Below are 18,850 nucleotides of genomic sequence, written 5' to 3' on the forward strand. Positions count from 1 at the left end.
TCTATTTGTCTTTCGGGAATACGGTGCCGAGGTTGCGCCAGTCTTCGGCGGAGTTGGTCGCCTGGGCGTTCCAGTCCTGGTAGGTGCTCATCATGTCCGGCACCTGGGCCGGCCACCAGCAAGGGTCGGAGCAGCCGTAGAGGTCGGCCTCCATCGGCTGGCACAGCGAGCTGACGCCGCCGAAGGCGTCCACTTCCCAGCCCGGGTCGGTGGTGGCGGTGCAGCCGGCCACGGCGCTCATGGCCAGCACTTCGTCGACGCGGTCTTCGGCGGCGGCCTGTTCGAGGATGCGCGCCTTGTTGTTCAGCGGTTTGAGGTGCTTCATGTCAATGCGCCTTCCTGGGAGTGATGTAGCGATCGATGAAGGCCGGGTTGGCGGCCATGATGCGGCTATAGACCTCGATGCCGAAGTCGACCCAGTCGCGCATCAGCTCGCAGTAGTGGTAGGTCGGGTGCTGCGGATCGCCATAGCGGGCGTAGCTCTCGTGGTAGCAGCCGCCGGAACACAGGTTGCGGATGCGGCAGCTGTCGCAGCCGGTGCCGCTGCGGTCCAGGCGCTGCGAGAGAAAATCATTGAGCTGCGCCTGTTTCACGCCCTGGTGCACGTTGCCGAAGGTCGGCAGGCTGGAGCCGGTAAAACGGTGGCACAGGTTCAGCTCGCCCTCGTGGTCGACCGCCAGCATCTTCAGCCCGGCGCCGCACGGTAGGGCCTTCTTGTGGCCCTCGTGGATATCGGTGATCAGCTGGTGCAGGTTGGAGAAACCGATGTTGCGATGCTCCAGCGCCGCCTCCAGGTAACGCCGGCCCAGGGCCTTCATGTTGGCGAACACCTGCACCAGCTCGTCGCCGGTGAGGTTGTAGTCGGCCATGTCGCCGGAGGTCACCGGGGCGAAACCGACCTCGGCGAAACCCAGTTCGTTGAACAGGTGGTTCCAGATGGTCTCGATATCGGTGATGCCACGGGTCAGGGTGACCCGCGCGCCCACCGGCCGGCTGCGGTAGCGCGACAGCAGCATGTCGGCCTTGCGCCGCACCACGTCGTAGGTGCCCTGCCCGCCCACGGTGATGCGGTTGCGGTCGTGCACGGTCTTGGGCCCGTCGATGCTGACCGACAAACCGAAACGGTGAGCGTCGAGCCAGTCGACGACTTCCTCGGTCAGCAAGGTGGCGTTGGTGGTCATGATGAACTCGACCTGCTTGCCCACCTCGGCGAAGCGCCGCTCGCAGTAAGCCACCATGTGCTCGATCAGCGCCCGGTTGGACAGCGGCTCGCCACCGAAGAACACCACGCTGTAGCGCTGCTCGTCGGGCGACTCCTTGAGCAGCATCTCCACCGAGGCCTCGGCGGTGGCCGTGTTCATCTTGCGCCCGGCCGAAGGCTTGTCGAGGTCTTCCTTGTAGCAGTAGGTGCAGCTCAGGTTGCAGCCGGTGTTGACGTTGAGCACCACGGTGTTCAGCGCCGTGCGCTCGACCTGTTTCAGGGCGATCTCCGGGGTCAGCGGCGAGCCGTCGCTGACCACTTCCAGGGCGATCAGCTCGCGCAGGGTTTCCTCGATGTCCTGTCCGGAAAACTGCTGGCCGAGGCGTTGCATCAGCTCCTCGGCGGAGCAGCCCTGGCGGCGCAGGGCGTCGATGATGCCGCCGGTCACCGCGTCGGCGGCGAACAGCGAACTGCTGGGGATATGGAACAGCATGCGGTCGGCATCCACCTGCACTTCGTGCAGGTTGCGTTCGACCAGGTTCAGTAGTGCGCCCATGGCGACCTCCCGGGATTCGATGCGTCAGGTTGATGCCTATGGCAGTGGCGGATTGTTCCAGCGTTGCACGGTGACGATCATGTGACCCTCGCCCTGCTGGCCGCCGTCGGCGAGGGTGGCGATCACCTTCAGGTTGCCGGCGTTGTTGGTCATCATCTTGCGCGCCGGGTTGGGCCCTGCCCCGCCCGGCACGAACACGCCGTCGGCCTGCATCTGCCCGGCGAACTTGACGTCTTCGTCCTCGACCGCCCGTTCGTTGAACGGTTCGACTTTCCAGGTGGCCGGCAGATAGCCGATGCGCAGCGGCTGGCCGCTGGCGTCCTTGCCCCAGGCCTCGGCCTCGAAGCGGCCCTGGACCTTGGGCACCGAGGCGCCGTTCTCGCCGATGCGGGCAATGGAGAATGCCGGCACCACCTTGACCTCCTCGACCTTGTCGTACACCGCCAGTTGCACGCCCTTGAGCGCGCCCACCGCGACCTCGCGCTGGCCAGCGGCGGCGTCCCTGGCGGCACGTGCCTTGACCCGGATCAGCGTCGGCGTCGACTCAAGCACCTCGGTCACCTCGACGCCCGCGCCCAGGTCGGGCTTGCCGGACAGGTCGCTGCCCACCAGGCTGATCTCGCTGTCGCCGCCGGCCTTGATGAACGCCGGCTGCACCGCCAGCAGACGGCCCTGGCCGGCCTTGGCGGCGCTGAAGTCCAGGCCGCGCTCGTCATGCTCGGCCTCGAACATGCGGCCCTTCATCTGGCCGTCGATGGCGGCGAACACCTGGCGCAGGTTGGCTTCGCCGACCTTGACGTTGCCGCGCCACTCATAGCCGTTGTAGAGGATCGCCGAGCCGCTGCCGTTGAACGGCGTGCCATCGGCATAGGCGCCCTTGAGTTCGACCTTGAAGGTGTCGCCCTGCTCGGCGCTGACCGTCATCGCCCCGCGCACGTCGCCCTTGGCCAGCATGTGGCCGCTGAACGCCCATTGCCCGGCCAGGACCTTGGACTCGGGCCGCGCCTTGAGCCACTCGGTCCAGGCCGGATTGTCGAGGGGGAAGCGCTTGGCCAGGTCCGGCACCATCTGCTTGAGGGCGATGTCCAGCCAGTCGCGGTCGCGGGCCTGGGCCTGGTACTCGAGGGACGGCCACTGGCCGAGGTGGAAGTTGACCAGGTGTTCCCATTCCTTGGCCGGACGCCGCTGCAGGGCGACCCGGGCACCGGAGTGGCAGCGCCCGCACATCTGGCTGAGCTGATCGTCGAAGTGCTCGACGGTGTTCAGCCGCCGCTCCATGGCGTAGCGCACGCCCTCGGTCTCGCTGGGCGCCAGGCCCTGCTTGTCGGCCAGGTACTTGACCAGGGTGCGGCGGTCGTCGTCGCTGATCGAAAGGCCATGCATCACCTGCATGCGGGCGATGCTCATCAGCCAGCCTTCCGGGGTCTTGCGCTGGTGGCTGATGCGGCTGTAGCTGTCGTTGCCTTCGGGGATATGGCAACCCATGCACTTGTTCTGCAACAGGCTCGGGCCCTGCTCGGCCGCCATGGCCTGGGCGGCCAGCAGTGCGGTGGCGACCAGCGCCAGTGTGCCCGCCTGCCGCCGGAGTCGAGTCGTCTTCAAGGTCAGACCTCCACGGTGTTGTTCTTATCGTTATTCGCACGCTTGGGTACAGCGGTGTGCATGTGACAGTTGCGATACAGGAAGTGTGCCAGTTGCAGCAAAAATGTTTTGGATCAGTGAGTTACCTTGGTTTTGCGGGTAGGGGCCAGCGTTTGGGATTGTAGGTGAACGTCCCATTTCGCGACTGGGTGTTTCACCTTGAGACAGTTGCCGGGGCTGCTTCGCAGCCCTTTCGCGGCACAAGGCCGCTCCTACACAGGAGACCGCGATCCCCTGTAGGAGCGGCCTTGTGCCGCGAAAGGGCCGCACAGCGGCCCCAGCACCCGTGAATGTGTGTCACACGACGTCTCACCCGATCTCAATATGCAACAGATCAACCCTGATTCTATTCACTCCCAATCCGGCAAAAGCCACCACTAGCTGGGCCTACCCGCCATCCGAGTCCTTTGGCACGCCCATTGCCCCAGCCCTGGTCACAACCATGACAAGAGGCACCGCCCCCATGCATTCCGAACTGCCGATCCTCCCCGCCACACGCGACTTCCTCGCACGCAAGCTCAGGATGCGCATCGGCGCCGACTGGCAGGACGCCGCCAGCGGTCGCACCATGACCTTGCGCAACCCGGCCACCGGCGAGGTCCTCGGCGAGGTGCCCGCGGCCGAGGCCCAGGACGTGGACCGCGCCGTGCAGGCCGCGCGCCAGGCCTTCGACAACTCGGCCTGGAGCCGCACACGCCCGCGTGAACGGCAGAACCTGCTGTGGCGCCTGGCCGACCTGATGCAGCGCGATGCCCGGGAGCTGGCCGAGCTGGAATGCCTGAACAACGGCAAGAGCGCCGCCGTGGCCCAGGTGATGGACGTGCAACTGGCCATCGATTTTTTGCGCTACATGGCCGGTTGGGCCACCAAGCTCGAAGGCAGCACGGTCGAGCCCTCGCTGCCGCTGATGCCCGACGATGAGTTCCACGGCTTCATCCGCCGCGAAGCGGTCGGCGTGGTCGGTGCCATCGTCGCCTGGAACTTCCCGCTGCTGCTGGCCTGCTGGAAGCTCGGTCCGGCCCTGGCCACCGGCTGCACCGTGGTCCTCAAGCCTGCCGACGAAACCCCGCTGACCGCGCTGAAGCTCGCCGAACTGGTGAGCGAGGCCGGCTACCCGGATGGCGTGTTCAATGTGATCACCGGCACCGGGCTGAACGCCGGCGCCGCCCTGAGCCGCCACCCGGGCGTGGACAAGCTGACCTTCACCGGCTCCACCGAGGTCGGCAAGCTGATCGGCAAGGCCGCCATGGACAACATGACCCGCGTCACCCTGGAGCTGGGCGGCAAGTCGCCGACCATCGTCCTGCCCGACGCCAACCTGCAGGAAGCCGCCGCCGGCGCCGCCACCGCGATCTTCTTCAACCAGGGCCAGGTGTGCTGCGCCGGTTCCCGGCTGTACGTGCACCGCAAGCACTTCGACAACGTGGTGGCCGATATCGCCGGCATCGCCAACGCCATGAAGCTGGGCAACGGCCTGGACCCGACCGTGCAGATGGGGCCGCTGATCTCGGCCAAGCAGCAGGACCGGGTCACCGGCTACATCGACCTGGGCCGCGAACTGGGCGCGACCATCGCCTGCGGCGGCGAAGGCTTCGGCCCGGGCTACTTCGTCAAGCCGACGGTGATCGTCGATGTCGACCAGCGCCACCGCCTGGTACAGGAGGAGATCTTCGGCCCGGTGCTGGTGGCCATGCCGTTCGACGACCTCGACGAGGTGGTGCGCATGGCCAACGACAACCCCTACGGGCTGGGCGCGAGCATCTGGTCCAACGACCTCGCCGCCGTGCACCGGATGATCCCGCGGATCAAGTCCGGGTCGGTGTGGGTGAACTGCCACAGCGCACTGGACCCGGCGCTGCCGTTCGGCGGCTACAAGCTCTCCGGCGTCGGCCGCGAGATGGGCGCGGCGGCGATCGAGCACTACACCGAGCTGAAGTCGGTGTTGATCAAGCTCTGAGTCTTCCTGCAGCGGCCTCTTCGCGGGTAAACCCGCCCCCACAGGGATCGAGCGAATCCTGTGGGAGCGGGTTTACCCGCGAAGAGGCCGGAACAGCCCCTACAGAACACACAATAAAAACATGGAGCACACCATGACGCACAAGCTCGTCTGCACATTGGCCCTGCTGCTGGCCTCTCCCCTGACCCAGGCTCATGAACTCTACAACAACGCCGGCACCACCCTGGACGCCAACCTCGAGGCCCTGTTCGGGGTATTCCACAGCGACGAAAGCTTCGACCAGTTCGGCAACCGCCGCCCCGGCAGCAGCAATTGGCGCGAGGGCTACGTCAAGTACGGCCTGAGCGCCAGCCAGGCCCTGGCCGACAGCGGCACGCTGTACGGCGCCTTCAGCCTGCTCAGCTCGGCCACCTGGGGTGATGGCGACGCCGCCGGCTTCACCCTCGGTGACGAACGTCGCACCGGCATCGAGGACGCCTACCTGGGCTGGCGCTCGGGCAACCTGTTCCCGGCCCTCGGCGAAGATGGCATCGACCTCTCCGGCGGTCGCCAGGTCATCACCCTGGGCGACGGCTTCCTGATCCAGGGCGACCCGGTCAATGCCGGCAATGTCGACCTGGGCGCCGATTTCGACCGCGGCGGCGCCTACTACCTGGCGGCGCGCAAGGCCTTCGACCGCACCGCCGTGTTGCGCCTGGGCGGCAAGCAAGGCTGGCGTGGCGACCTGATGTGGCTCAAATCAGACAACCCGTTCCAGGCCGACACCGCCATGGCGGTGGCCAACCTCGAACATGTCAGCGATGCGGGCACCGTGGGCCTGAGCTGGATCCACGGCCTGGATGTCGACCGCCGCTACGCCGAGATCCTCGGCCTGGAACACCGCGACGGCATGGACACGGTGAGCCTGCGCGGGCGTGGCAACCTGGGGGTGAAAGACCTCGAGCTGGCCGCCGAATACGTCACCCAGGACCGCACCGGCGGACGCGAAAACGCCTGGTACCTGGAGGGCAACTGGACGTTCTCCGAGCTGCCCTGGGCGCCCACCGCCACCTACCGTTACAGCCGCTTCTCCGAGCATTTCGACCCGCTTTTCTATGGCCTGAGCCGAGGCTACGGCACCTGGTTCCAGGGCGAAGTGGCGGCCAACTACGCCGGGCCCTTCAACAGCAACACCCAGGTGCACCATGTGGCGCTCAAGGCCACGCCGCGGGAGGGCCTGACCGTGGGGGCGCTGTACTTCGACTTCGACACGCTCAAGACCGACCAGGGTAACCTGGGTGGGCGCGAGGTGGACCTGTATGTGGAGTGGATGGTCGACGAGCACTGGCTGATCAGCCCGCTGGTGGGGTTCTATACCCCGCAGCGCAGTGCGCAGGATGGCGGCGTGCAGTTGGGTGGCCGGGATAGGGGGACCTATCTGCAACTGGTGGTCGGGACCTTCTTCTGATTCCAGATTATGGGGCCGCTGCGCGGCCCTTTTCGCGGCACAAGGCCGCTCCTACACAGGAGACCGCGATCCTCTGTAGGAGCGGCCTTGTGCCGCGAAAGGGCTGCGCAGCAGCCCCACAGTCTCAAGGACACCCCTGCTCCAACAACCACCGCCGCACCATCATCTGCTGCTGTGCAGGCCGATCACGCAACAACGCCTGCAGCGACAGCCCCGCCTGCACCCCACGGACCACGGGCGCCAACTCAACCCCTTGCAAGTGCCACACCCCCAACGGCTGGTCTGCCGTCACCACCACCTCGGCCTCCTCCACGAAGCCATTACGCAACACCGGCCGACGCTCCACCGTCACAGCGCTCCAGGTGGCCTGGGCATGGATCGGCTGCGTATCCGGCCATTCGCGGCGCGCAGCCCAGAACGCGGCCGTCGCCCGCGACTGCTCCTGATCGTAGAAATCCCGGCCAATACGGGCAAAGCGCAGGAACAGCTGCTCAATCCGTTCCTGGTGAAAGCGCAGCGCCTGGGCCGCGTACTCAGGCCGCTGCAACAAGGTGTTGATCACCACCGGCGCCTGCAAGGCCGATGACAACGACTGGAAGATCCCGTTACCCGACAGCGGGTCTACCGCCATCGCCGCATCCCCCACCCGCAGCCAATCATCGCCTGCGCAGGCGCCGGCCAGGATCGCGGTGCTGCTACGGGCATGCACCTGCGCAGGGGCGAAGGCCTGCTCGCCGAACAGTTGCTCCACCAGCGCCGAACCACGCCGACGCTCGGCACAGTATTCGGGCAAGGCCGCCTTGCCCGGCAGCTGTGCCGCCGTCGCATCCAGCGTCACCTGCCAGTAGCAGCGGCCATCGGCCAGTCGCGCCATCCAGGCCCAGCCGTCGTCCAGGCTCTCCACCGCCGAGGCCGGCGTGCCGGGCGCTGCCTGCCAGAGGTTGAGCAGGCTGACGGTCTCCGGTCCGCGCAGGCGACCTTCGCTCAACGGCGCCTGGCGACCACGGGCCTCGACCAGGAAGTTACCGTGCAAGGTGCGACCGTCGTCCAGGTGTAACCGGTACCCCTGCCCCCGCGCCACCTCGCGCACACGCCCTTCGACCAGCTCGACACCGGCGCGGCGCAGGTCGTCGCGCAGGGCCTGGTCGAAACGCTGGCGATCGAGCAGGCATTCCTGGTTCGGTTGCAGCCGCTCGCCGTTCCAGTGCACCTGACGCGCGGCCGGCGTGGTGGCCTCGGCCAGGGCGGCGCCCAGGCCGGCATGACGCAGGCCCTCCAGCACCCGCTGCGACACGCCTTCCACCGCGGCGAAGCGGCGCCAGTCGGACACCACCGTGACGGCATAGCCCATCCGCCGCAGCCCCAGCGCCGTGGCTGCGCCGGCAGGTCCGGCACCGAGTATCAGGATGCTCGATTCAGACATTGATCAGCCCCTTGCGCTCAGGGCCGGCGAACGCCGCGTGGGTTTTCAGCCACCGCAACAGCGCCTCCCGGGTCATGCCGGGCTCCTCGCGCAGCAGGGCCGCCACCCGGCCGCTGAATGCGGCGCAGGCCAGGCTGGCTCCTGCCCCGCCATCGCTGCCGACCGCCGCGCCGAAATCGGCCTGGGCCGTGTCCAGCCACGACCACTGCCCGGCAGCGCAGCGGGCATCGCCGGTCACGCGGATGACCCCGGGGTAGCTGGCCGGGTACACCGGCTCGCCCCGCGCCGGACTGGAGGCGCACAGCAGCACCCCGGCGGCCACGGCTTCGGCACAGGCCTGGCGCAGCACCGGGCGGTCCTGGCGCAGGCCCAGGCTCAGGTTGACCACGCTCGCGCCGGCCTCCACCAGCCACAACAGACCAGCCGCCACCTGCAAGGCACTGGTGCTGCCCTGCCCGGCGAACACCTGGGCCAGCAGCACGGGCTGGGCGCCGGACTCGGCGCGCAGCCGCGCCAGCACGGCGCTGCCATGGCCCAGGGCGTCCGGCAGCGGGTCACCCTCGCGCAACATGCCCTCTTCGAGCCAGAAGCGACGCGCATCCAGCAGGCCGGCCGCCTGCTCCGGCGAGCAGCCGCTGTCGATCACGCCGATGCACGGTTCAGCGGCCATGGTCGGCGGGCTCCTTGCTGCGCAACTGTCCGTCCAGCAGTTCTAGGTGCAGGTCGGCATCGGCGAGGGTCGAGGCGCGGTGGCTGATGAGAATCCGCGTGCGCCCGGCGAACAGCTGGTCAATGGCGGCGATCACCTCGCGCTCGGTGGCTTCATCCACCGCCGAGGTGGCTTCGTCCAGCACCAGGATCGCCGGTTGCTGCAGCAGCGCCCGGGCGATGGCGATGCGTTGCTTCTGCCCACCGGACAGCTGCTGGCCACGCTCGCCCAGCAAGCCGTCGAGCCCCAGCGGCAGGCTCTGCACCAGGCTCTCCAGACGGGTCAGGCGCACCACCCGCTCGAGGTCGTCACGGCTGGCCTGGGGCGTGCTGTAGGCCAGGTTCTGCGCCAGGGTGCCGCGAAACAGCACGATGTCCTGGCTGACCACGGCGATGCGTCGCCGCAGGGCCTGCAGGTCGAGCTCGCGCAGGTCGACGCCATCGAGCAGGATGCGCCCGCCATCGGGGTCGTAGAAGCGTTGCAGCAGGTCGATCAGCGTCGACTTGCCGACGCCGGAGGCGCCACTGATGGCGACCTTGGCCCCGGCCGGCAGACTGGCATCGACCTTGTCCAGCACCTTGCCCTGGCGCCCGTCGTGGGCGAAGCACACCGCGTCCAGGCGCAGCTCGCCGGGCCCCTGCGGCATGGGCCTGGGATCATCCGCCTCGCGCACCGCGACCGCCTCCTGCTTGAGCTCCATCACCCGGCCCAGGCTCACGGCCATCCGCTGCACCGCCACGTACAGGCCCAGCAGGCTCTGCACCGGGCCGACGGCCATGCCCATGTAGGTGGAGAACGCGATCAGCGCACCCAGCTGCCAGGTCCCCTGGATCACCCACCAGCCGCCGACCAGGAATGCGCACGCCCGGCACCAGGAGGTCAGGGTGCCGGGCACCGCCTGGGTGAAGAACTCGGTGACCTGCACCTTGAGCAACTGCCCCATGTAGCCCTGGCCCAGCCGGTCGAGGCGTTCGGCCTCGCGCTGCTGTTGGCCGGCGGCCTGGATGAACTTCATCGCCGGCAGCGTCTCGACCAGGAACGACGACACGTCCGCCGAGCGCTCGCGCAGGCTGCGCACCTCGCGCTCGACCTTGCGCCGCATCCAGCGCAGCCACAGCACCTCGATCGGAATCAGCAGCGCCAGCAGCAGCGACAGCTGCCAGGACAGCATCAGCATCAGGGCCACGGCGCCGACCAGGCCGATCAGCGCCGACACCGCCGAGAACAGCGAGTCCACGGCAAACCGCTGGATCTCGGCGACATCGCCGTCCAGCCGCGACAGGATGTCGCCGGTGCGCCGCCGGCCGTAGAAGGTCGGCGACAGCCGTTGCAGGTGGCGGTACAGGTCATCGCGCAGGGCGAACAGGATGCGCCCGGACAGCCGTGTATGCAGGTAGCGGTTGACCCCGGCCAGCACGGTGCCGAGCAGGCCGGCGACGATCATGATTGCCGCCATGTGCCAGAGGGTCTGGTAGTCCTTGGCCAGCAACCCCTCGTCGATCAGCGTCTTGACCAGCCAGGGTTGCGCCAGGGCCAGCAGCGAGGCGCCCAGGGACAGCGCCAGCAGCACGCCGATGGCGCCACGGTGTGGACGCACGAAGCCATACAACCAGGCCAGCGCCTGACGCATCAGCGCCGGGTCGCTGGATTCGATCAGCCGGGAAAACAGTCCGCCCATGGCTCAACCACGCAACTGCTTGAGCTTGCGGTACAGCGTCGCGCGGCTGATGCCCAGGGCCTCGGCCGCGGCCGAGACATTGCCCTGATGGCGGGCCAGGGCAGCGCGGATCAGCTCCAGCTCGTTGTCGCGCAGGCTGCCGGACGGCGCGGCGCCACTGGCCAGTTCATCGAGCAGGCAGTCGGTGAGATGGTCGAGGGTCAGCACCTGCTCGCCCTCCTCGCGCATCGCCAGGGCAGTACGCACCACCATCTCCAGCTGGCGGATGTTGCCCGGCCAGTCGAAGTTCTCCAGCAGCGCCACCAATGGTGCATCGAGGCTGACGCCCCTGGCCCCGGACTTGTCCAGCAGGCCCTGGATGAGCGTCGCCAGGTCGTCGCGCTCGCGCAGTGCCGGCAGGCGCAGGGATACACCGTTGACCCGGTAGTAGAGGTCTTCGCGGAACTGCTGGTCGGCGACCAGGCGCTTGAGATCGCGGTGGGTGGCGCAGATCAGCGCCACATCGATGTCCTGCTCCTCGCCGGCCCCCAGCGGCGCCACCCGGCGCTCCTGCAGGACACGCAACAGGCGCGCCTGCAAGGCCAGGGGCATGTCGCCGATCTCGTCGAGGAACAGCGTGCCGCCATGGGCCTGCATCAGCCGCCCGACCATGCCGCCACGGCGCGAGCCGGTGAAGGCGCCCTCGCGGTAACCGAACAGCTCGGACTCGATCAGGCCCTCGGGAATCGCCGCGCAGTTGACCGCCACGAACGGCTTGTCGGCCCGCGGGCCGGCCTGGTGCAGGGCACGGGCGGCGACTTCCTTGCCGGTACCGGTTTCGCCCAACAGCAGCACCGGCAAGCCATTGGCCAGGCCCTGGCGGGCCATGCGCAAGGCTCGGGCCAGGCGGGCATCGCCGCCGGCCAGGGCCTCCAGGGCCTGGGCCTTGGCCGGCTCAGCCGGCTTGGTGGTGAACGCCGGACCACTGACGCGGCCATGCCGTGGCAACTGCAAGGCGCGGAAGAAGAATTCGCCCTTGGCGGTCTGCACGCTGCTGACACCGCCCTGCCACAGGCGGGCAATGAATGCCGGCGAACGCTCGCCCAGCAGGTCGCTGCTGCGCCGCCCAAGCAGCGTCTGGCGAGACATCTGCAGCAGTTGGCAAGCATTGTCGTTGGCCGCCAGCACCTCGCCTTCCAGGCTCAGCGCCAGCAGGCCCTGCCAGGCACTGGCCAGGTACTGCGGCCGACTATGGAAGGCCAGCACCAGGTGCTCGGGGTGATACAGCCCGAACAATCGGCTTTCGATATTGCCGGCGGCCAGCAGCAGCGTGGAGAGGCTGTCCTGGGGCTGGGCCATGACGCCTTCACGGGTCACATCAAGCACACCGATCACTTCGCCACGCGGATCGCGCAGGGGCACCGAAGTGCAGGAGAACGGGCTGAGCCGGTCCAGGTAGTGCTCGCCGCAGTTGATCAGGGTCGGCTGGCCCTCGACCACCGCCGTGCCGATGGCGTTGGTGCCGCGCAGGGCCTCGCTCCAGCAGCTGCCCGGGTGCAGGTCGCGCAGGCCCTCGCGCTCGAGTGTCTGCTTCTGGCCCTCGATGGCCAGCACATTGGCCTGGGCGTCGCCGAGGATGACGATGCCGCTCTTGCCCTGGCGCTTGACCAGGTAATCCAGTTCGGGGGTGACCGCGTCGATCAGCAGGCGGTTGTGCTCCAGCAGCGCACGCAGGTCCAGGCCATGGCGGATGCCCAGGCCTACCTGCTCGCCCTGCAGGCAGTCCAGGCCGTGGCCGAGGCTGCGGCGCCAGGAGGCGTCGATCTCGTCACGCAGCATGCCGGAGGGCAGCTCGCCTTCGCTGGCCAGCTTCAGGCGGACCAGGCGGGATTGCTGCAGCGGGTCGTTGGCGTTTGTTGTTGGAAGTTGTCGCGCCATTGCGTGCTCCAGGGGTGCCCCGCTCAGGCGGGGCAATGGGCATCGGTTTTTTCGGCAGTGTGCGTCAGAATTCGTTGGCAGTCATCTAGTACGCGCAAGCCACGCCAGCAGCCGTGGACCTTGCAATCCCCCCGCCGCACCGAGACAATGCGAGCAATTACCATTTACATCATGGATCCCGCTCTATGTCGACGCTCGACCGCTCGGCGCTGCACCAGCTGTACAGCGAGAACAACGGCTGGTTGAAAAGCTGGTTGCGCGCGCGCCTGGGCAATACCGCCGATGCGTCCGACCTGGCCCACGACACTTTCCTGCGGGTCATGACCGCCCGCAACCAGGCGCCCATCCGCGAGCCGCGCAGCTACCTCAGCGCCATCGCCCGCGCACTGCTGATCGACAAGGTTCGCCGCCGCGCCATCGAGCAGGCCTACCTGCAGGCCCTGGCCCTGCGACCCGAACCGGTCGAGGTGTCGCCGGAGATTCGCCTGTCGATCATCGAGATGCTGGTATCGGTCGATGCAATGCTCGACGAGCTCGGCCCCAGGACCCGCGACATCTTCCTCGCGGTGCAACTGGAAGGGCTGACCTATGCGGCGGTCGCCGAACGCTTCGACGTCTCGGTGACCACGGTGAAGAACCATCTGATCCGGGCCATGACCCGCTGCCTGCTGGTGGTCGAGAGCTGAGGGCCCGGGCTATGGATATGAAGACACTCGAAGCGGCCGCGACCTGGTACGTGCAGCTCAATGACGGTGATACCGACACTGCACGGACCCAGGCCTGGCAGACGTGGCTGGCCGCAAGTCCGGCGCATGCCGAAGCCTGGACGCGAGTGGAGAAGCTTCAGCGACAATGGGCAATGGTGCCACGCCAGGCCGCGCTGTCGGGTTTGGGCGCGGCCCAGGCGCAGCGCCGCGAGGTGCTGAAAGTACTGGGCATGCTGCTGGCCGTCGGCGGCGGCACCTGGCTGGCCAGCGAGCAGGTGCCCTACCGCGCCCTCCTCGCCCAGCAGCGCACCGGCAGCGGCGAACGGCGCTCGCTGCGCCTGGACGACGGCTCGCAACTGGAACTGAACGTCGACACCGCGCTGGATGTGCGTTTCGATGCGCAGGTACGGGCGATCCAACTCTATCGCGGCGAGATCCTGGTCAGCACCGCCAGCGACCCCGCCCGGCGCCCGTTTATCGTGCACACCGACAACGGCAGCGTGCGGGCGCTGGGTACGCGGTTCAGTGTGCGGCAGCTAGCGGAGCAGACACGGGTCGGTGTGTTGCAGTCGGCCGTCGAGATTCGGCCCAAGCACCATCTCGACCAGGTGCTGCGCCTGGACGCAGGGCAACAGGCCGGCTTCGACCGCGACACGTTGGCCCGCGCCCAGCCCCTGCCCGCCGACTCGACGGCCTGGGTCCAGGGCATGCTCAGCGTCAACGACTGGCGCCTGGGTGACTTCATCGACGAGCTGGGCCGCTACCGAAGCGGGGTGCTGCGCTGCGCCCCGGCCATTCGCGGCATGAGCATTTCCGGCTCGTTCCGTATCGACGACACCGATATCGCCCTGGCGAACCTGCCCAAATCCCTGCCGGTGAAGGTGCGCTACCTGAGCCGCTACTGGGTCAGCGTGGAGCCTGCCTGAGCGAAAAAAGTTTTCCGCAATCTTGCTGATTTCGATTCTCGTCCGTCCATGACACAAGCCGCGACGACAGCGACTTTCCGCCATGACACGCAAGGATCACCCAATGCCCGCTCCCCACCCCACCGCCCGCCTGCGCCTGGCCATCCGCCGGTTCGCCTTCGGCCTGTCCCTCGCCAGCGTGCCCTGCGCGCTGCTCGCGCCGGCCCATGCCATGGCCAGCAGCCAGAACACCTACCATATCGCCGCCGGCCCCCTGGGCAATGCGATCACCCAGTTCGGCGTGCAGGCGGGGGTAACCATCTCGTTCGACACCGAGCAGACCCGCCACCTCAACACCGCCGGACTCGACGGCAGCTACAGCGTCGAGGAAGGCCTGCTGCGCCTGCTCGCCAGCAGCGGGCTGCAAGCCCAGCGCCAGGGCAACGGCGGCTATGTGCTGGTGCCGGCCGACAATGGCGCGGCGATGGAACTGGGGCCGTTGACCATCGACGCCAACCGCCTCGATGCCACCAGCGAGGGCACCCAGTCCTACGCCGCGCGCGCGGTGACCATCGGCAAAGGCGTGCACAGCCTCAAGGAAACGCCGCAGTCGGTCACCGTGATGACCCGCAAGATGCTCGACGACCAGAACCTCAATACCCTGGAGCAGGTGCTGGACAAAACCCCCGGCATCACCGTCTACGACTCGCCCATGGGCGGCAAGTACTTCTATTCCCGTGGCTTCAACCTCGACGGCCAGTACCAGTACGACGGCGTACCGCTGGATGTGGGCGGCAACTACGTGCAGGCCAACAGCTTCTCCAGCGACATGGCCTTCTATGACCGGGTCGAGATCCTCAAGGGCGCCGCTGGCATGATGAAGGGCTCAGGCTCCTCCGCTGGCGGCGTCAACTTCGTGCGCAAGCGCGGCCAGGACAAGGCCCACACCACGCTGACCCTGTCCGCCGGCACCTGGGACAACTACCGAGGCCAGGTGGACGTCGGCGGCCCGCTGAACGAATCGGGCACCGTGCGCGGCCGCGCCGTGGCGACCCTGCAGGATCGTCAGTATTTCTACGACAACGCCAAGCGCCAGGACCAGGTGCTGTACGGCGCCCTCGACTGGGACGTGACGCCCGACACAACCCTGGGCGTGGGCCTTGCCTATGAAGACGTCGACGCCTCGCCGTGCTATACCGGCCTGCCCCGTTATGCCGACGGCAGCGATCTGAAGCTGTCGCGCTCCACATGCCTGGGCGCCACCTGGAATGACCAGCAGAGCCAGCGCATCACCGGCTTCGCCGACCTCAAGCATCGCTTCAACGACGACTGGACGCTGAACTTCGCCTCGGTCTACACCCACAACAACCAGAACATCGAATACGGCTATTCCGAGGGCGCGGTGCCGGTCGGCGCCAGCAGCGCCGGAATGCGCCGTATTGTCGGCCGGTTCGATTACGACCAGGACGACTACGGCTTCGATAGCTACGTCGACGGCAAGTTCGAGGCGTTCGGCCTCGAGCACGAGCTGATCGTGGGCGCCAACGCCAGTCGGCAGAAGACCCACGACTACTTCGCGCTGATGCCACTCGGCGGCACCCAGAACCCCTTCGACCCGTCAGGGGCCTTCCCCCACCCGTCCAAGGACCAATTCCTGGCCAACCCCAGCCGTGGCGGCAGCGCGCCCAGCGACTCCACCACCAGCCAGTACGGCACCTACGCCACCCTGCGCCTGAAGCTGGCCGAGCCGCTGACCCTGGTGCTCGGCACGCGGGTGAGCTGGTACCGCAACCAGAGCGACTCCTACACCCAGGCCTGGGATTACTGGGTACACAACCGCAGCCAGGAAAACGGCCAGGTCACGCCCTTCGCCGCGGTGCTCTATGACCTCAACGATGAGTGGACCGCCTACGCCAGCTACGCCGATATCTTCCAGCCGCAGAGCAACCTGGTGAATGCCCAGGGCCAGGCCCTGCAACCCAAGACCGGCGCCAACTACGAGCTGGGCATCAAGGGCGAACTGTTCGGCGGCGCGCTCAACACCGCCTTCAACCTTTTCCGCACGGTCGAGGAGCACCGCGCCGAAACCGACTACGCCGCCACCTGCATGGGCTCGGGCGACCAGTACTGCTACACCGACAGCGGCAAGGTCCGCGCCCAGGGCTTCGAGGCCGAGGTCAGCGGCTCGCCCATCGAGCGCCTGGAACTGCTGGCGGGCTACACCTACACCCAGACCAAGTACCTGAGCACCATCAACCAGACCGACCCGACCGAGCTCAACTTTACCTCCAGCTTCATCCCGCGGCACATGCTCAAGGTCTGGGGCGACTACCAGCTCGACGGCGCGCTCGAGCGCTGGACGGTCGGTGCCGGGGTTTCCAGCCAGAGCGACAACTTCCGCCGCCAGGGCAACCTGAGCATCGAGCAAGCGGGCTACACGCTGTGGAGCGGCCGCGTGCAGTACCGCCTCGACGAGCACTGGAGCCTGGCGTTGAACGGCAACAACCTGTTGGACAAGCGCTATTACGCGACCATCGGGGCTGCTGGCTGGGGCAACCACTACGGTGAGCCGCGTAACTTCATGGTGACGCTCAAGGGGAGTTTCTGATGGGGGCAGGGACGGCGTTGTAAGCGCCAGGCCTTTCCAGGTGTTCGCCGCGAAGGCTTTTGCGCCTGTGAGATCGAGCGCCGCCCGCGCGGCGCATCGCGGCACAAGGCCGCTCACACATCTGTTGCAACGTACCGAACCTGTCAGGCCATGGTTGCCCGCCTTGGTGCATGTCTTGAGACAGGTGAAGCGGCAGTGGTGCCCACGCTGAAACCGCGTCGGACCAACAAGGCGGACCAGGTAATGGCACAGGACTGACTGGCCCGAAACAGATGTGGGAGCGGCCTTGTGCCGCGATGCGCCGCGCGGGCGGCGCTCGATCTCATAGGCGCTGGAAAGGTTGCGGCGGACACCTGGAGGCCCTCACTCGGTCAACAGCTCTTGCCCCCAAAGACCTTGAGAGGGCTGCCCGTAAGCACGCCAACGTTTCATCACCCGCGCTCTGCTCACGGCTTGAGGAAAGCCTCAACAGCGCTGACGAACCGCTCCGGCTGATCAGCCGCCATCCATTCGGGTGAAATAAAACCTACTGCAGGTGCCGCCTTAGAAACCGAGCGCGGCCTGCGTGACTTTCGACTTTCCTGCCGCCACCAGAAATTTTTAACCGCTCGCTTCGGTGCCTCAACAGATAGCTATCAATTTTACTAGTATCTATTTTCAGGTAGCAGTGGAATGTTTATGTGCCAGACCGTAACTGCCGGACGGACCTAAATGTCTATTGATTCGAAGCGCACCGCTGGCGAAATCTTGTCAGGCAATACTCTAAGCCGTGCACTACCAGACGTATCCGTTAGACAAAAATTCAGATGCAGCTCGCACATCACCACTCTGATAGCCGCTGAACAAAATCATTCGCCCTCGAGCCTGTTCAAGTCCGCACATCCACGACGATGCATTGTCTACTCCCCCTATGGTTGGCATAAAGGTGTATTGGCGCTGCTTGGCTTTAACGGCGAGCCCTTTGATCCTTTGACGCAGCGCTATCACTTAGGTCACGGTTATCGGGCGTTCAGCCCCTCATTAAAGCGCTTCAACAGCCCTGACAGCATTAGCCCTTTTGGTGCTGGCGGCCTAAATTCATATATTTATTGCTTGGGGGATCCAGTAAACAACAAAGATCCAGATGGACACATTACAGTTGGGCAGTTTATTACAGACACCGCCCGAACCATAAGAAATTTATTTAAGCACAAGAATGCGCAAAATGATTATCAGTTGATTGGGTTTCATGGTAGCGCTTCGATTTATGAGAAATCGTTAGCTGCGGGAATCGACCCTGGATATTTTGGCAAAGGTGCTCATGGAGACGGTTTCTACGTAACTGACGACTACAAACTGGCAACAGCTTACGCCGGCATGAGTGCATCCCGCACCCGGTCCAAGGCGCGCATTTACGGGGTATACATAAAGGACTTTAACAACCTCAAAAGAGGTAAGGATTTCGACTATGCCGCCGATTATAAAATAATGGTTTTCTTTGAAAGCTCATTTGACAAAATAAAAGTGCTGCCCACAAAAAAATCAGCGCTATTTCGCAGAAATTCATATTACGAGCGCAACACAGATTTAAACTCGAAGTCAAGCAATATACGAGTTGATGCCTGACCTGCGCGATATATAGCAAGTTAGAAAAACTCGTCAGTTGGGCGCGACGACTGCGAGGGCAATGAGTACTGTAGAATACGGTGCACATTCCTTTATAAACCTGCCTATCTGCATTCCGTCATGAGGCTAAGCGGTCCTTTTCGAACCGCCGGGCCCTGTTTCACACCTTCTTCAACATCCCCATATGCGCATCATCCATCAAGGCCTTGGCCATATCGCTCAGGTAGTGCGATGCCCAGACCAGCACCGGTTCGTTGTCCATCACACCAATGAGGGAAGCCCGGCGTGCGCTGTCGAGCAGCGCGGAAGCCTGCTCCATGGCATGGCTCGCGCAGTTGCCGGGTTCTACACGGAACAGGCGCGTGCCTTTGGTGGCGCCTTACAGGCAAGTGCAGCTGCCGACGGTCCAGCCGAGCTGGCCGTGGTCTGCAGGGGTTTCGTTGTCCATTTGCGAAATCCTCTCTCGTGAAACTAACCGTAACTCATTGATTTAGCT

At 66.0% G+C, this 18,850-nt stretch carries 14 protein-coding genes; 6 read left to right on the plus strand and 8 right to left on the minus strand.

Annotation, left to right across the window (positions count from 1 at the left end; genetic code table 11):
- Window position 1: 1 nt before the first annotated feature.
- From qhpC to peaA, 3 genes are read right to left on the minus strand one after another with little or no spacing between them, the layout of a single operon-like run.
- A complete protein-coding gene (gene qhpC, locus LU671_RS24910; protein WP_050705338.1) occupies window positions 2-325 on the minus strand; it encodes a quinohemoprotein amine dehydrogenase subunit gamma in 324 nt (107 codons plus the stop codon).
- Between the two features lies 1 nt (window position 326).
- The gene (gene peaB / locus LU671_RS24915) at window positions 327-1,757 is read right to left on the minus strand and encodes a quinohemoprotein amine dehydrogenase maturation protein (protein WP_203652543.1); all 1,431 of its coding nucleotides are present in this window, start codon (window positions 1,755-1,757) and stop codon (window positions 327-329) included.
- A gap of 36 nt (window positions 1,758-1,793) precedes the next feature.
- Complete coding sequence (gene peaA, locus LU671_RS24920) at window positions 1,794-3,359, minus strand: quinohemoprotein amine dehydrogenase subunit alpha (RefSeq protein ID WP_232857247.1); 1,566 nt, start codon at window positions 3,357-3,359, stop codon at window positions 1,794-1,796.
- 502 nt (window positions 3,360-3,861) lie between these two features.
- Here peaA and LU671_RS24925 point away from each other — a divergent pair.
- Both LU671_RS24925 and LU671_RS24930 read left to right on the plus strand, forming a co-directional pair.
- The gene (locus tag LU671_RS24925; RefSeq protein ID WP_232857248.1) at window positions 3,862-5,355 is read left to right on the plus strand and encodes an aldehyde dehydrogenase family protein; all 1,494 of its coding nucleotides are present in this window, start codon (window positions 3,862-3,864) and stop codon (window positions 5,353-5,355) included.
- 133 nt (window positions 5,356-5,488) lie between these two features.
- The gene (locus LU671_RS24930; protein ID WP_232857249.1) at window positions 5,489-6,802 is read left to right on the plus strand and encodes an alginate export family protein; all 1,314 of its coding nucleotides are present in this window, start codon (window positions 5,489-5,491) and stop codon (window positions 6,800-6,802) included.
- Between the two features lie 124 nt (window positions 6,803-6,926).
- On the opposite strand, the gene qhpG is transcribed toward LU671_RS24930, so the two are convergent.
- Genes qhpG through LU671_RS24950 form a run of 4 tightly spaced genes read right to left on the minus strand, consistent with a single transcriptional unit; the run spans window position 6,927 to window position 12,529 of the window.
- Window positions 6,927-8,225, minus strand: coding sequence for a flavin-dependent monooxygenase QhpG (gene qhpG, locus LU671_RS24935; RefSeq protein ID WP_232857250.1), 1,299 nt, complete (start codon window positions 8,223-8,225; stop codon window positions 6,927-6,929).
- Entirely contained in the window at window positions 8,218-8,895 is a 678-nt protein-coding gene (gene qhpE / locus LU671_RS24940; protein ID WP_203652538.1) for a subtilisin-like serine protease QhpE, read from the minus strand. Before qhpE ends, qhpG begins: the two co-directional genes overlap by 8 nt.
- A complete protein-coding gene (locus LU671_RS24945) occupies window positions 8,885-10,612 on the minus strand; it encodes an ABC transporter ATP-binding protein (protein WP_232857251.1) in 1,728 nt (575 codons plus the stop codon). Before LU671_RS24945 ends, qhpE begins: the two co-directional genes overlap by 11 nt.
- Before the next feature lie 3 nt (window positions 10,613-10,615).
- A complete protein-coding gene (locus tag LU671_RS24950; RefSeq protein WP_232857252.1) occupies window positions 10,616-12,529 on the minus strand; it encodes a sigma-54-dependent Fis family transcriptional regulator in 1,914 nt (637 codons plus the stop codon).
- Window positions 12,530-12,714: 185 nt separating this feature from the next.
- On the opposite strand from LU671_RS24950, the gene LU671_RS24955 reads away from it, so the two are divergent.
- From LU671_RS24955 to LU671_RS24970, 4 genes are all read left to right on the plus strand, one after another.
- Complete coding sequence (locus LU671_RS24955; RefSeq protein ID WP_232857254.1) at window positions 12,715-13,215, plus strand: sigma-70 family RNA polymerase sigma factor; 501 nt, start codon at window positions 12,715-12,717, stop codon at window positions 13,213-13,215.
- An 11-nt stretch (window positions 13,216-13,226) separates the two neighbouring features.
- Entirely contained in the window at window positions 13,227-14,162 is a 936-nt protein-coding gene (locus LU671_RS24960; RefSeq protein WP_232857256.1) for a FecR domain-containing protein, read from the plus strand.
- 103 nt (window positions 14,163-14,265) lie between these two features.
- On the plus strand, window positions 14,266-16,749 hold the full coding sequence (locus tag LU671_RS24965; protein ID WP_232857257.1) for a TonB-dependent siderophore receptor: 2,484 nt from the start codon (window positions 14,266-14,268) through the stop codon (window positions 16,747-16,749).
- A 711-nt stretch (window positions 16,750-17,460) separates the two neighbouring features.
- Entirely contained in the window at window positions 17,461-18,354 is an 894-nt protein-coding gene (locus LU671_RS24970; RefSeq protein WP_232857259.1) for an RHS repeat-associated core domain-containing protein, read from the plus strand.
- 160 nt (window positions 18,355-18,514) lie between these two features.
- Here the strand turns inward: LU671_RS24970 and LU671_RS24975 are convergent, their stop codons facing one another.
- Window positions 18,515-18,712 (minus strand): DUF3077 domain-containing protein, encoded by a 198-nt coding sequence (locus LU671_RS24975; RefSeq protein WP_269806823.1) that lies wholly within the window; start codon window positions 18,710-18,712, stop codon window positions 18,515-18,517.
- Window positions 18,713-18,850: the final 138 nt, after the last annotated feature.

Origin of the sequence: Pseudomonas sp. NMI760_13 (genome assembly GCF_021283245.1) — a bacterium.
GTDB lineage: Bacteria > Pseudomonadota > Gammaproteobacteria > Pseudomonadales > Pseudomonadaceae > Aquipseudomonas > Aquipseudomonas peradeniyensis.